At 56.1% G+C, this 13,079-nt stretch carries 14 protein-coding genes; 6 read left to right on the plus strand and 8 right to left on the minus strand.

Features of this window, described 5'->3' with window-relative positions; all coding sequences use genetic code 11:
- Positions 1–154 precede the first annotated feature (154 nt).
- The 5 genes from petA (at position 155) to RRU01S_RS02630 (ending at position 4,483) form a co-directional block, all read left to right on the plus strand.
- A complete protein-coding gene (petA, locus tag RRU01S_RS02610; RefSeq protein WP_045228667.1) occupies positions 155–733 on the plus strand; it encodes a ubiquinol-cytochrome c reductase iron-sulfur subunit in 579 nt (192 codons plus the stop codon).
- Positions 734–746: 13 nt separating this feature from the next.
- Positions 747–2,030, plus strand: a complete 1,284-nt coding sequence (locus tag RRU01S_RS02615; RefSeq protein WP_045228668.1) for a cytochrome b — start codon at positions 747–749, stop codon at positions 2,028–2,030.
- A gap of 20 nt (positions 2,031–2,050) precedes the next feature.
- On the plus strand, positions 2,051–2,938 hold the full coding sequence (locus RRU01S_RS02620) for a cytochrome c1 (protein ID WP_045228669.1): 888 nt from the start codon (positions 2,051–2,053) through the stop codon (positions 2,936–2,938).
- A 193-nt stretch (positions 2,939–3,131) separates the two neighbouring features.
- The gene (locus RRU01S_RS02625) at positions 3,132–3,674 is read left to right on the plus strand and encodes an adenine phosphoribosyltransferase (protein ID WP_045228670.1); all 543 of its coding nucleotides are present in this window, start codon (positions 3,132–3,134) and stop codon (positions 3,672–3,674) included.
- An 86-nt stretch (positions 3,675–3,760) separates the two neighbouring features.
- Complete coding sequence (locus RRU01S_RS02630; protein WP_045228671.1) at positions 3,761–4,483, plus strand: hypothetical protein; 723 nt, start codon at positions 3,761–3,763, stop codon at positions 4,481–4,483.
- A gap of 34 nt (positions 4,484–4,517) precedes the next feature.
- Here RRU01S_RS02630 and RRU01S_RS02635 read toward each other — a convergent pair whose 3' ends face one another.
- The 4 genes from RRU01S_RS02635 to RRU01S_RS02650 form a co-directional block, all read right to left on the minus strand.
- Positions 4,518–4,985, minus strand: a complete 468-nt coding sequence (locus RRU01S_RS02635) for a MaoC family dehydratase (RefSeq protein ID WP_045228672.1) — start codon at positions 4,983–4,985, stop codon at positions 4,518–4,520.
- Entirely contained in the window at positions 4,982–5,440 is a 459-nt protein-coding gene (locus tag RRU01S_RS02640) for a MaoC family dehydratase (RefSeq protein WP_244446067.1), read from the minus strand. The genes RRU01S_RS02635 and RRU01S_RS02640 overlap by 4 nt, the downstream gene beginning before the upstream one ends.
- Before the next feature lie 154 nt (positions 5,441–5,594).
- On the minus strand, positions 5,595–6,698 hold the full coding sequence (ychF, locus tag RRU01S_RS02645) for a redox-regulated ATPase YchF (RefSeq protein WP_045228674.1): 1,104 nt from the start codon (positions 6,696–6,698) through the stop codon (positions 5,595–5,597).
- Positions 6,699–6,815: 117 nt separating this feature from the next.
- Positions 6,816–7,415, minus strand: a complete 600-nt coding sequence (locus RRU01S_RS02650; protein ID WP_045228773.1) for an exopolysaccharide biosynthesis protein — start codon at positions 7,413–7,415, stop codon at positions 6,816–6,818.
- 236 nt (positions 7,416–7,651) lie between these two features.
- Between RRU01S_RS02650 and clpS the strand changes: the two genes are divergently transcribed.
- Positions 7,652–7,963, plus strand: coding sequence for an ATP-dependent Clp protease adapter ClpS (gene clpS / locus RRU01S_RS02655; RefSeq protein ID WP_045228675.1), 312 nt, complete (start codon positions 7,652–7,654; stop codon positions 7,961–7,963).
- A gap of 16 nt (positions 7,964–7,979) precedes the next feature.
- Here clpS and pth read toward each other — a convergent pair whose 3' ends face one another.
- From pth to RRU01S_RS02675, 4 genes are all read right to left on the minus strand, one after another.
- Entirely contained in the window at positions 7,980–8,696 is a 717-nt protein-coding gene (gene pth, locus RRU01S_RS02660) for an aminoacyl-tRNA hydrolase (protein ID WP_045228676.1), read from the minus strand.
- An 89-nt stretch (positions 8,697–8,785) separates the two neighbouring features.
- Complete coding sequence (locus RRU01S_RS02665) at positions 8,786–9,502, minus strand: substrate-binding periplasmic protein (protein ID WP_304503448.1); 717 nt, start codon at positions 9,500–9,502, stop codon at positions 8,786–8,788.
- 19 nt (positions 9,503–9,521) lie between these two features.
- Positions 9,522–11,912: an EAL domain-containing protein gene (locus tag RRU01S_RS02670; protein ID WP_045228678.1), complete on the minus strand. Its 2,391-nt coding sequence runs from the start codon at positions 11,910–11,912 to the stop codon at positions 9,522–9,524.
- 312 nt (positions 11,913–12,224) lie between these two features.
- A complete protein-coding gene (locus RRU01S_RS02675; RefSeq protein WP_045228679.1) occupies positions 12,225–12,851 on the minus strand; it encodes a 50S ribosomal protein L25/general stress protein Ctc in 627 nt (208 codons plus the stop codon).
- Between the last annotated feature and the right edge of the window lie 228 nt (positions 12,852–13,079).

Here is a 13,079-nt window from a genome sequence, read left to right on the forward strand (position 1 = left end):
CCAAGGTCCGCCATATTTTGCGATCAAGCAGTATAGGCGCGATTTATCGTCGCGCACTGACCAGGACACGGGGGATCGAGTTTGTCCTGGATCAAAACAGAGCTGGAGGACTCATGCGACTTTCAACGAAATCAGCGCAGAGGATGGTGTAGCAGTGAGTGAGCACGTAAATGATCATGACGCTGCGGGTGAGCCCACCCGTCGCGATTTTCTTTATCTGGTGACGGGTATGGCCGGTGTCGTTGGCGCCGGTGCTGCCGTTTGGCCTTTCATCGACCAGATGCGCCCCGATGCGTCCACCCTGGCGCTGGCATCCATCGAAGTGAATGTGGCAAGCGTCGAGCCGGGCATGTCGCTTACCGTGAAATGGCGCGGCAAGCCGATCTTCATCCGCAACCGCACGCCAAAAGAACTTGAGGAAGCCAATGCCGTTCAATTGGCCGATCTGAAAGACCCGGTTGCACGCAACGCCAATCTCGATGCCGCAGCCCAGGCAACCGACATCGACCGTTCAGCCGGCCAGGGCAAGGAAAACTGGATCGTCATGATCGGTTCATGCACGCATCTGGGTTGTGTTCCGCTGGGTCAGGCCGGCGATTTTGGCGGGTGGTTCTGTCCCTGCCATGGCTCGCACTACGATACGGCGGGCCGCATTCGCAAAGGTCCAGCGCCGGAAAACCTGCATATTCCGACCTTCGCATTCACATCCGATACCGTGATCAGAATCGGATAAGGGGACATTTGAAATGAGTGGTCATTCCAGTTACCAGCCCTCGACCGGTATCGAAAGATGGGTCGATTCTCGCTTGCCCTTGCCACGTATGGTCTATGACAGCTTCATAGCCTATCCGGTACCGCGCAACCTGAACTATGCCTACACCTTCGGCGCCATGCTTGCCGTCATGTTGATCGTACAGATCCTGACCGGCGTCGTTTTGGCCATGCACTACGCCGCCGAAACATCGGTTGCGTTCATTTCGGTCGAGAAGATCATGCGTGACGTCAACCACGGTTGGCTGTTGCGCTATATGCATGCCAATGGTGCGTCGTTCTTCTTCATTGCCGTTTACCTGCACATTGCCCGCGGCCTCTATTACGGCTCGTACAAGGCACCTCGCGAAATCCTCTGGATTCTCGGCTGCGTCATCTTCCTTCTGATGATGGCAACAGGCTTCATGGGTTACGTTCTGCCTTGGGGTCAGATGTCGTTCTGGGGTGCAACGGTTATCACTGGTTTCTTCACGGCGTTTCCGGGCGTGGGTGAGTGGATCCAGCAGTTCCTGCTCGGTGGCTTTGCCGTCGATCAGCCGACGCTGAACCGCTTCTTTGCGCTTCACTACCTGCTGCCCTTCATGATCGTGGGTGTCGTTATCCTCCACATCTGGGCGCTGCATGTCACCGGCCAGACCAACCCGACGGGCGTTGAAGTGAAGACGAAGACGGACACGGTTCCGTTCACGCCTTACGCAACATTGAAAGATGCGCTCGGCATCTCCGTCTTCCTGCTCGTCTATGCCTACTTCGTCTTTTACATGCCCAACTTCCTCGGCCACCCAGATAACTACATCATGGCCGACGCGTTGAAGACACCGGCGCATATCGTGCCGGAATGGTACTTCCTGCCGTTTTACGCCATGCTGCGCGCCATTACCTTTAATATCGGCCCGATCGATTCCAAGCTCGGTGGCGTTCTGGTGATGTTCGGTGCCATCGTGGTGCTGTTCTTCCTGCCATGGCTGGATACATCAAAGGTTCGTTCGGCGGTCTATCGTCCTTGGTATAAGCTGTTTTTCTGGATTTTCGTGGCTGACTGCATCCTGCTCGGCTGGCTGGGTTCACGGCAGCCTTCGGACCTCTACACGCAGATGGCTCTGTTCGGCACGATTTACTACTTCGGCTTCTTCCTCATCATCATGCCGCTTCTCGGCCTGTTTGAGACGCCAAGGCGTATCCCGAATTCGATTACCGAGGCTGTTCTGGAAAAGAATGGCAAGACCGCCGCCGCCCCTGCGGCGGCTGTGAAAATATGAGCGCGAGAGGGACGATTACAATGAAAAAGCTTGTAACGAGCATCGCGCTTATCGCTGTCATGGGTGGTTTTTCCTCTGCGGTTCAAGCCGCAGAAGAAAGCCATGATCTCAAGACACAGGCGGAACACGCGATTGCGGGCGGGCATTTCCCCATCCTCAAGCCGCATGAAGAAAAATGGTCCTTTGCGGGTCCGTTCGGAAAGTATGACAAGGCGCAGCTCCAGCGCGGACTGAAGGTCTACAAGGAAGTCTGTTCCGCCTGCCACTCCATGAGTCTGGTGTCTTTCCGTACACTGGAGGACATGGGGTACTCGGAAGATCAGGTCAAAGCTTTCGCTGCGGAATATGAAGTGCAGGACGGCCCGAACGCCGATGGCGAGATGTTCACCCGCAAGGCTGTTCCGTCCGACCACTTCCCGTCGCCCTATCCAAACCATGAGGCAGCAGCTGCAGCCAATGGCGGCGCTGCACCTCCGGATATGTCGCTTCTTGCGAAAGCCCGTGGCGTCGAGCGCGGCTTCCCGCAGTTCCTCATCGATATGATTCCGGTTGTAGGTGGGTATCAGGAAGGCGGGCCGGATTATATTCACGCTCTCCTCAATGGTTACCAGAATGCGCCGGAAGGTATCGAGGTGGCCGAGGGTACGCACTTCAATCCGTACTTTGCCAGCGCGTCTGCGCTCAAGATGGCGCCGCCCATCAGCGCCGATCAGGTGACATATGATGACGGTTCGCCGCAGACTGTGGAGCAATATTCGCATGACGTGGCAGCCTTCCTCATGTGGGCGGCAGAGCCGCACCTGGAAGAGCGCAAGCGCACAGGCTTTATGGTCATCGTGTTCCTGCTGATCTTTACAGCACTGATCTATCTGACCAAGAAGTCCGTATATTCCAGAAAAGAACACTAAACTCCGTCATTATTGCTTCAAGCATCAGCCCTCGCGGTTCATCCGGGAGGGCTTTTTCGTTTCTGCGATATGGCAGTGGAAAGTGGACGGTATTATCGCTGGATCAGATGTTCGGTATTTTCTATTGGTCCGACGCGTGCGAATTGCTAAGGTCTCACCACATCAGATCCATCCAGAAACCATCGGAAATTCAATGACCGTTATTGCCTCGGAGCTTGCTGCTGCCATTCGTTCTATCGAGGACTATCCCAAGCCTGGGATCATCTTCCGTGACATCACGACGCTTCTGGGCAATCCCCGCGCGTTTCGCCGCGCCGTTGACGAGTTGGTGCAGCCCTATGCGGGAACGAAAATCGACAAGATCGCGGGCATGGAAGCGCGTGGCTTTATTCTGGGTGGTGCTGTCGCGCATCAGCTTTCCGCCGGCTTCGTGCCGATCCGCAAAAAGGGCAAGCTGCCCCACACCACCGTGCGCGTGGCCTACAGCCTGGAATATGGCGTCGACGAGATGGAAATGCACGTGGATGCCGTGCAGCCGGGCGAAAAGGTCATTCTCGTTGACGATCTGATTGCGACTGGCGGAACTGCGGAAGGTGCCGTCAAGCTTCTGCGCCAGATGGGTGCCGAAATCGTGTCGGCCTGCTTCGTCATCGATCTGCCTGATCTGGGTGGTCGCAAGAAACTGGAAGCGCTGGGTGTGGAAGTGCGCACCCTGGTGGAGTTTTCAGGGCACTGAGCCCTGCTTTTCAACGCACATAAAGACATCGAGCCCAGCCCGGTCTTCAGCCGTGCGCTCTTTTGTTTGCGACGATCGGAGAATCTATGAAAAGTCTGAAACATTTGAAAACGTTGATCTTCCGATCGCTGTCTTATTACGTGTCTCGCCCGCAGCCATGGGCCGATCCGTCTTTGAAAGGCCGCAAGGTCGTCGTGGTCGGTTCGGCACCGAATTCATCCATGCCCCTCGGTTTTGATCGCTCTTACGTGACCATATCCATCAACGCCTCGCAGACTGTCGCGAAAAAATGGGGCGTAGAGAAGCCGGATATGACGTTGATGATGTTCAACCAGATCGAGGGCACCAACACCAATGCGAAAGAGGTCCGCCGTGTGCTGAATGGCGAGAGAACCGGAACGCTTTACGTGTTGCTGTGGCAGCATAGCGTGAGGCGATTGAAAGCCGGGCTTGGCCGCTTCGACTACATGTATGATGATGTACGCGTCGCGGACCGCAATCGCCGGGTTGCGCTTGTCTACGCCATGACGGGCAAGATGAACTTTGAAATCGATCCCCAGACGAAATTTTCGAATGGTGTGATCGGCGTTATGCTGGCGCTTCAGAGCGGAGCGGAGGCCGTGGTCATTGCCGGAATCAATCCCACCTCCACAGGTCACATTTATAATACCGAGAACCTGCGTAGAAACCACAGCGGTCCAGATCTGGATGCTTTGAAGGGCATGCAGAAAAAAGGTCTGCCGGTCTACACCGCTGATCCCGAAGTTGCCGAAGCGACCGGGCTTCCGATCTGGACTGGCGGTCGCTAAACGGCGTCCCGAACCGCAACGCAGCAACTCTGCGCTATTCGAATTCGAGGACGCTGCTCTCGAAGGTTACAACCGTTTCACCCTTTTGGTTGATGCCCTCATTGAGGGTCGTGTTCATGAAGGTGCCCGGACGCGACGCGAGGGGGCGCGAGGCGATCATAGTGCTGAAATACGTCACATCGTCGCCCGCATAGACCGGACGATGCCATGTCATATTGCGGAAGCCGGGGGAGGGGCCGAGCTTTGGCGGCTGGATTCCGTCAGATATCAGGCGTCCGGCTTCCCGCTCCCAATAGGCAAGAAAGCACTTCATCCAGGATGCACTGGTCTGCCAGCCGGAGGCACAGAGCCCTTCGAAAACCGAGTTTCGAGCCGCTTCAGCATCGAGATGAAACGGCTGCGGATCAAATTTTTTCGCGTAACGAATGATGGATTCGGCGGAGAAATGGACCGTGCCAAGTTCGAGTTTGATGTCGCTGGGATAAAGATCGATGAACTTCATGATACCGCACCGTTCATCGACGTTGCCAGCATGGCGTTCAGTTGCGCCACGCAGACCGTCTCGCCGTGCTGATTTTGCAGTTCGTGGCGCAGCTTGATGACACCCAGGCCGGGGCGCGATTTTGATACGCGTTGCTCGAGCACTGTCGATGTACCGCTCAGCGTATCGCCTGCAAGCACGGGCCTTTTCCACTCGACGTAATCGACACCCAGACCAGCCTGAGACGGAGAATGGCTGATATAGCTGTCTACGGTCATGCGCATCAGCATGCCGCATGTGTGCCAGCCGGAGGCTGCAAGGCCACCCAGAATACTCGCTTTGCCAGCGTCTTCGGACAGGTGCATGGGCTGCGGATCGAATTCGGATGCGAATTCGATGATTTCCTCCGCGGTCACTGTCTTGGGCCCAAGCGGAAAACGCCGTCCGACCGTAAAATCCTGAAAACTATATTGCACCGGCGAACTCCTCCTTCGCTGACGTATGGACGAAGCGTATCGTAACCCTGCCGTTTACGTAAAGGTAAAATTATTGATGGCGAGACGAATATACGCAATCTGAAATGAACAGGCCCGCGACGCGGTGCGGGCCTGTTCTTAGAATGGTGTTGCGTCAGGTGTTGAAGCGGAAATGGATGACGTCGCCGTCATGCACCACATATTCCTTGCCTTCGTCGCGACCTTTGCCCGCTTCCTTGGCGCCCACTTCACCCTTAAAGGCGACATAGTCGTCATAGGCGATGGTGAAGGCGCGGATGAAGCCGCGTTCGAAGTCGGTGTGGATGACGCCAGCAGCGCCGGGCGCCTTGGTACCGCGCACGATGGTCCAGGCGCGCGTTTCCTTCGGGCCGACGGTGAAATAGGTGATGAGGTCGAGCAACTGGTAACCCGCGCGGATGAGGCGGTCGAGACCGGCTTCTTCCAGACCAAGAGCGGACAGGAACTCCTTGGATTCGTCCTCGGGCAGTTGCGCGACTTCCGATTCGATGGCAGCGGAAATGATTACGCATTCCGCGCCCTGCGCCTTTGCCATATCGGCAACTGCCTTGGTGTGCTCGTTACCATCTACGGCATCGGCTTCCGAAACGTTGCACACGTAAAGCACGGGGTGCGAGGTCAGAAGGTTGAGGCCCTTCAGCACGTCGATTTCGTCGTCGGCCAGTGTCTTCAACAGAAGGCGGGCGGGCTTGCCGTCGTTCAGAAGCTTGATCACCGCTTCCATGACGGGCAGTTGCGCCAGCGAATCCTTGTCCTTGGAGGACGCACGCTTGCGCGTCTGTTCGACGCGGCGCTCAAGGCTCTCGAGGTCGGCGAGCATCAATTCTGTTTCGATCGTATCGGCATCGCCGACAGGGTTGATGCGACCTTCGACGTGGGTGATATCGTCGTCTTCGAAGCAGCGCAGGACGTGAACGACGGCATCCACTTCGCGAATGTTGGCGAGGAACTTGTTGCCCAGACCTTCACCCTTGGAGGCACCACGCACCAGACCGGCGATATCCACGAAGGAAATGCGGGTGGGGATGATTTCCTTGGAGCCGGCAATATCGGCCAGCACCTTCATGCGCGGGTCCGGCACCGCCACTTCGCCGGTGTTGGGCTCGATGGTGCAGAAGGGATAGTTTGCCGCCTGGGCCGCCGCCGTTTTCGTCAGCGCGTTGAAGAGTGTGGATTTGCCGACATTCGGCAGACCGACGATACCGCATTTAAAGCCCATGGCTTGAACCTGTCTCTGTTTTCTCAAGAATTCCGTTAGCCAGCCTTTTGCGGAATGGGCAGGGCAAGGTCAAGCCTTGATGCCGCAAACCTTCAGGATTCCCTGCAAAAGCAAGTTTTAGGCGGCTGGCTGCCCCACTCCCAACCAGCCCGAAATCAACGCCCAGCCGCCATAGATAATGGCGACGCTTGTCAACACGGACAGGATGGCAAGCAAGAGCCCGATCAGCACTGCCACATCGTCGCGCTGTGCCAGCCCAAGCGCGATGGCGAGGACCGCCAGCCCCGGCAGCATGTTGCCGAAGGGAATGGGCAGCGCTATCAGCACCGCCATGAGGAAAATGACGAGGCCGATCGCAACGTGTCCCAAATATTTGGATAGCACATGGCCGCGCGGACGCAGCAGTGCTTCCAGCTTCGCCAGACGCGGTGCCGCCCTATCCGCCGTCATCTGAATGAGGGAGCGGGAGACCGAAAGGCGACCTAGAAAACCCGGGAGGACCAAGCGCCGCGATCCAAAAATGATCTGAAGCGACAGGATGGCGAGCGCGGTGCCGAAGATCATCCCAGCCGGAATGCCGGGTGTGGGGATGATGGCGGGAATGGCAAAAACCAGAAGAACGAAGGCAATCGCCTTATCGCCTAACTTATCCAGCAACCCTGCCAACGTCACGTTTTCCGGCAGTTCGTCCGGTAAACCTTTCAACAATGCCGCCATGGTCTGATGTGTCATAGCGAAGAAATGGTGACGAGAGCCAGGGTTTCAAGCAATCATGGTACTGTTTGTCGCGAAAGCCGCGGCACTGTTGTGTCTGGCGCTGCGGTGTTAGATACTGTGTTGCACAGGGGTTTGTATTGTCCTTCTGCAACCGGCATCCTCTTGAAGAAAACCGAGATAGGGTGCACGATGACCTATGAGCGTTTTAATTTTCGATGTCATAAACGGGGCTCCCCATGAGTGACGACGCTGTCGATCTCAAGCCAAAACTGAAGACCACACCGAAGCTGGAGCGTCCCAAGCTCTACAAGGTCATTCTGCTCAACGACGACTATACGCCGCGTGAATTCGTGACCATCGTTTTGAAATCCGTGTTCCGGATGGGCGAGGAAACCGGCCGTCGGGTGATGCTGATTGCACACCAGATGGGGTCTGCCGTCGTGGTTGTCTGTACGCGCGATATTGCAGAGACCAAAGCCAAGGAGGCGATTGATCTTGCCAAGGAGGCGGGGTATCCGCTGATGTTTACGACGGAGCCGGAAGAGTGACGTTGCTTTCCTGCATCTAATCCTTCTTGCCAAACATCCGCTTCAACATTTCAGCCATAGGCCCCGTTTCCGGCAGCTTCTTTGGCTGGGCGGAATTGCGGGCCTGATGGATGTGAGACTTGGCGGCGGGCTTTGCGGCAGCGGCTTCTTTCTTTTCTTCGCTCTTTACGCCGACAGCGAGCGCAAGTTTGTTCATCAGTTGCGAGTCCTCGCCTTTCACAAGCATCTCGGCATTGTCGGCGATGGCGTCGATCAGGGGCTCGAGCCACACCTTGTCGGATTTGGCGAAGTCACCCAGCACGTGGCCATTGACGCGCTCCTTGTCACCGGGATGGCCGATGCCCAGCCGCAGGCGGCGGTAGTCCTTGCCGCAATGGGCATCAATAGATTTGAGGCCATTGTGCCCGCCGTGACCACCGCCGACCTTGATACGGGCACGACCGGCGACAAGATCGAGCTCGTCGTGAATGGCGATGATGTCGGAGGTTTTCACCTTGTAGAAGCGCATGGCTTCGCCAACGGATTCACCCGACAGGTTCATGAATGTCAGCGGCTTCATCAACAGCACCTTTTCGCCGCCGATTTCGCCCTCGGAAATTTCCGCCTTGAACTTTTTCGACCATGGGGAGAATGAGGCCAGGCGTTGCAGCGCATCGACAGCCATGAAGCCGATATTGTGCCGGTTGCCTGAATATTGCGAGCCGGGATTGCCAAGGCCTACAATGATGATCATGGAGGTGTCCGCTTGAGTTCGATTTGACGTTTGCCCTTCACCACCGAAAAAAGCGGCGGGTGTCAACGTTTTTGTCTGAAACGATGGCTCTAGTTGCGGATGACGAGGCCATATCTCTCGTAAATCCGGCGCTGCGTGCCGTCAGCAATCAATGCGTCCAGCGCGCTCTGCATTTTGCGGATGAGGCCGTCCGGCACGGATTTGTTGCATGCCATGCCGAGCGACTGTTGGGCCAAAACGGCCACTTCGACCAGATCCTCTCCCGAGAGCTTGCTCAACGCGCTTTCAGACATTGGCATCATATCGATGCGGCCGCTCAACAATCGCGTATGGGTCGTTTCGAAATCTGCGCTCAGATCGATGCGCGTGAAGTGCAGCGATCTTAAAAGCGTTTCCGTATAGTCGTCTCTCTGTGTGCCAACCGAATAGCGTTTTGCATCCTCGATCGTTTTCACATCGAGATGCGCGTCTTTCCGGGCAACCAAAACATTTCTGTCCGTATGGATGGGCGATATCCATTTGAACCTGTTTTCGCGTTCAGGGGTGCGTGCGGCGGCCGCCACGCAATAGCTATGTGTCGTTTCCGCCAGCGCTATGGCGCGTGCCCAGGGAAGAATGGTTGCGTCGTAGCTTACGCCCGTGCGCTCGAAGATGATCTTCAACTGGTCCATATAGACGCCGGTCGGTCTGCCGTCGCTGCCACGAACATTGTAGGGTGGGTATTCCTCGGTGGAGACATGAATTTGTGCTGCGTGCAAGGGCAGGGCTACCAAGACAGCCAGCAATAGTCCTGCCGTTCGCAACACTGGTCTCCTCCCGAACACGCTACGTCCCCACCTTCGCATTCAGATTGTCATTGTGTTTCTCGTAAGCGGCAATGTAGACGCTGATGGCCTGTGGCCGTGCGAAGAGATAGCCCTGGCCGCAATCCACACCGATGTCTTTGAGCATGGCCTTTTGCTCATCGGTTTCGATACCCTCGGCGATCACCACGCAGTTCATTTTGTGAGAGATGGCGCTGATGCCTTCGACAAGCATGCGGCTTCTCTGGCTGATGTCGTTGATGCTGTCGTCGATCGAGCGCGTGAAGGACTGGTCGATCTTGACGATATCCACCGGGAAGCGGCTGAGATAGCTGAGCGAGGAGTAACCGGTGCCGAAATCGTCCAGCGCGATGCGGCAACCCAGTTGGCGAATGGCATTAAGGACGGCGCGAATTTGCGGGTCGTCATGCATCAACACCGCCTCGGTGATCTCAACGACCATTCTGCTGGGCACGATCTTATGTCGGTACAGAAGGCCAGCAATACGCGTGGGCAGACCTGGCTCGAACTGCATGGCGGAAAAATTCACCGCGACATAGGCGTCTTCCAGTCCCGGCAATTGCGACAGCTTGGCCAGATTTCTGATGGAATGTTCCAGAATGACGTTGCCGATGCGCCCGATTGTGCCGTTTTCTTCGGCCACGCTGATGATGGCGGCGGGCGACAAAAGTCCCTTGCGCGGATGATTGAGACGCATCAAGGCTTCGAAGCCGAGCGTCGCGCCGTTGGACAATTGCTGGATTGGCTGGAAATGCGCCTCCAGCCAGTTCTCTTCAAGCGCCTGCTCGATGTCCTGTTCGATCTCGGCGCGTTCACGGGCCTTGTTCATGATGGTAGCATCGAACATCTGCGCACCGTTCTTGCCCGCCCGTTTCTTGCTATACATAGCCATGTCGGAGTTCTGTAGAAGCTCCGACGCCGTCTTTGCATGGGTTGGGTAGAGAGCAAGGCCGATGCTGGCGCTGAGGCGCACATTATTGCCGTTCGCATCGAAGGGCGTGTCGAAAATCGCGCAGATTTCATCACAAATTTTCGTCGCCCGTGTCTCCGTCATCGGGCCGGTCAGAAGAATGGCAAACTCATCGCCGCCAAGACGAGATGCGTTGTCGAGGGGCGTCAACAATGCCGTCAAGCGCTCGACGAATTCCCTGAGAACCGCGTCGCCGGCCGCGTGGCCAAGATTGTCGTTGATGATCTTGAAGCGATCAAGATCAATGAACAGGCAGGCGAGTTCCGTACCGTCTTCATCTGCTTCCAGTATCTTTGTGTCGAGAATGGCTTCGAAACCCTGGCGGTTGAACAGGCCGGTCAGGTGGTCGGAAATGGCTTGCATCCGGTTGCGCTGTTCGGAACGGCGCAGTTCCGTGACATCGGTCATGACGCTCAAACCCTCGGATCGATGGTGACCATCATCGAGGCGCAATGCCTTTTCTGCGATCAGCACGTCCATGAGGCGACCATCGCCGCACTGAAAGCGAACCGTGAACTCGGCGGTGCCCGCCATGCCGTCCGTGGTGGCGTTGTTGTGTTTGCGAAGAACGAAACGGGCGCGGTCTTCGGGAAGGATCAGGTCGGCGAAATCACGGCCTAAAACCTCTTCGCGCTTGTGTCCGGTGGCCTCGACCCAATAGTCGCTGACCGCTGCGATACGGTCTGCCGGATCGAGCGAAAACAGCATGGCCGGCGTGCGATTGTAAATCTCGCTGGTGCGCCGGTGTGCATTTTTGATTTCCTGCTCTTCCCGCTCCAACTGGATTTGCATCTCGTTGAAGCTTTTCGCCAGTCGCCCCATCTCGTCGTTGGAGCGCCAGTCGACATGGTGCCGCGAGCCAAGCCTGCGTGTCGCCTCAATGGCGGCTGTCAGGCGCAGAAGCGGTTTCATCACCATCAGCCGGTTGCCGATGATGGCGGCTGCGAAGATGGCGAGAATCGCCAGAATGAAGATGGAGATGGCGGCGAGTTCGATATTGCTCAATGTCGTGAGAATGCCGACATTTTGAAAATAGACGGTGATGGTTCCCACTTTCGTGTCGCCATCCGTGTTCTTGTAGGTGATGTCGCGGGTGATGGATGACGTGTCGGTGGAGGTGTGGGAGCCCGCTGTCTGGGTGATGTCCAGTTGGCCGAAGGTGTCGCGGACTTTGACCATGTAGACGGCGGGGTCGGTCACCAATGTTCCGGTGATCTGGTTGATGCTTTCATCGTCCATATCCCACAGGGGGCGGCCGAGCGCTTGCGTGTTGGCAACGAGAAGGATTTCGAGGCGGTCTCTTTGATTGGCAACGGTTTCGTGTTGGGAAAGGACGAGCAGAATGGTAAAAAGCGGCACGACCAGCACGAAAAGTGCGCCGGAAACGATCGCGATGAAGCGACTTTCTACGGAATGGGTCATATGCTGTGCTTCCGTCCTTTATCTTCAACCCTTGCCGCGCTGGCTTCCCAGCTCACGCGATAAAGCCCCGTCTTTAAAATACAATACGAGCGTCAGATTTTTAGTGAAGCCGACCAGTGCCTCTAACGTGCGAATATTGAAGTCCTAAACCTAAAGTTTTGACTTATCGTTGCCGGGAATGATTAATCGTTGCTAAAAAAGCAGTTATATTTTTGACGTATTTCGGTGCGGCCAAAGCGCATGAAAAAAGCCCCGCATCTTGCGATGCGAGGCTTTGATAGAGAGCACTGAAAAAGCGCGGAAGGCCGATTATTACTCGGACTTGTCTTCTTCTGTTGTCTCGACTGTTTCTTCGACTTCGTCCACGATAGCGACGACTGGCGGCACGATTGTTGCGACGGTGAAGTCACGGTCTGTGATCGTTGGAACAACATTCTTCGGCAGATTGACCTGCGAGATGTGAACGCTGTCGCCGATCTTGAGACCGTCCAGATCGACCGTGATCGAGTCTGGAATGTCGTTTGCCGGAACGTGCGCTTCGATCGTGTGACGAACAATGTTCAGAACGCCACCGGTCTTGATCTCGGACTTGTCTTCGTTGATGAAGTGGACCGGGATTTCAACCGTAACCTGCGAATTTCCGGAGACGCGCAGAAAGTCTACGTGCACCATGAAATCGCGGACCGGGTCGCGCTGGTAGTCCTTTGGCAGGACCTTGTACTTCTTGCCGTCAACGTTGAGCGTTGCAACGGTGGTCATGAAACCGCCGGCCTGAACGCGCTTGGTGACTTCGTTGGTCGAAATCGCGATAGAAATTGGGGCTTGCTTGTCACCATAGATGACAGCAGGAATCAAACCGTTGCGACGTAGTTCACGAGAGGACCCCTTACCAACTCGTTCGCGCGCTTCGGCCTTGAGCTCATAAGATTCTTTGCTCATGGCATAATCCTTTTAGGTTGTCTGGAGAGTTCGTTCCGGCGTACCGGATCGAACTGGAGAAGGCTTATCAAAGCCTGTCTCGCCCGCGTTGCCTCCAAGGGTGTCTACACGGATGCGGGCGCTATAGTATAAAGAGGGGTTAAAGGCAAGCGTGATTAGCTCATCTGCTCCTATCTCCAAGTTGCATCCGCTTTGGAAGCGCGCAATTTCCTCCATTTGAGGAAAACC

It is taken from the genome of Agrobacterium rubi TR3 = NBRC 13261 (genome assembly GCF_000739935.1).
Classification (GTDB): domain Bacteria; phylum Pseudomonadota; class Alphaproteobacteria; order Rhizobiales; family Rhizobiaceae; genus Agrobacterium; species Agrobacterium rubi.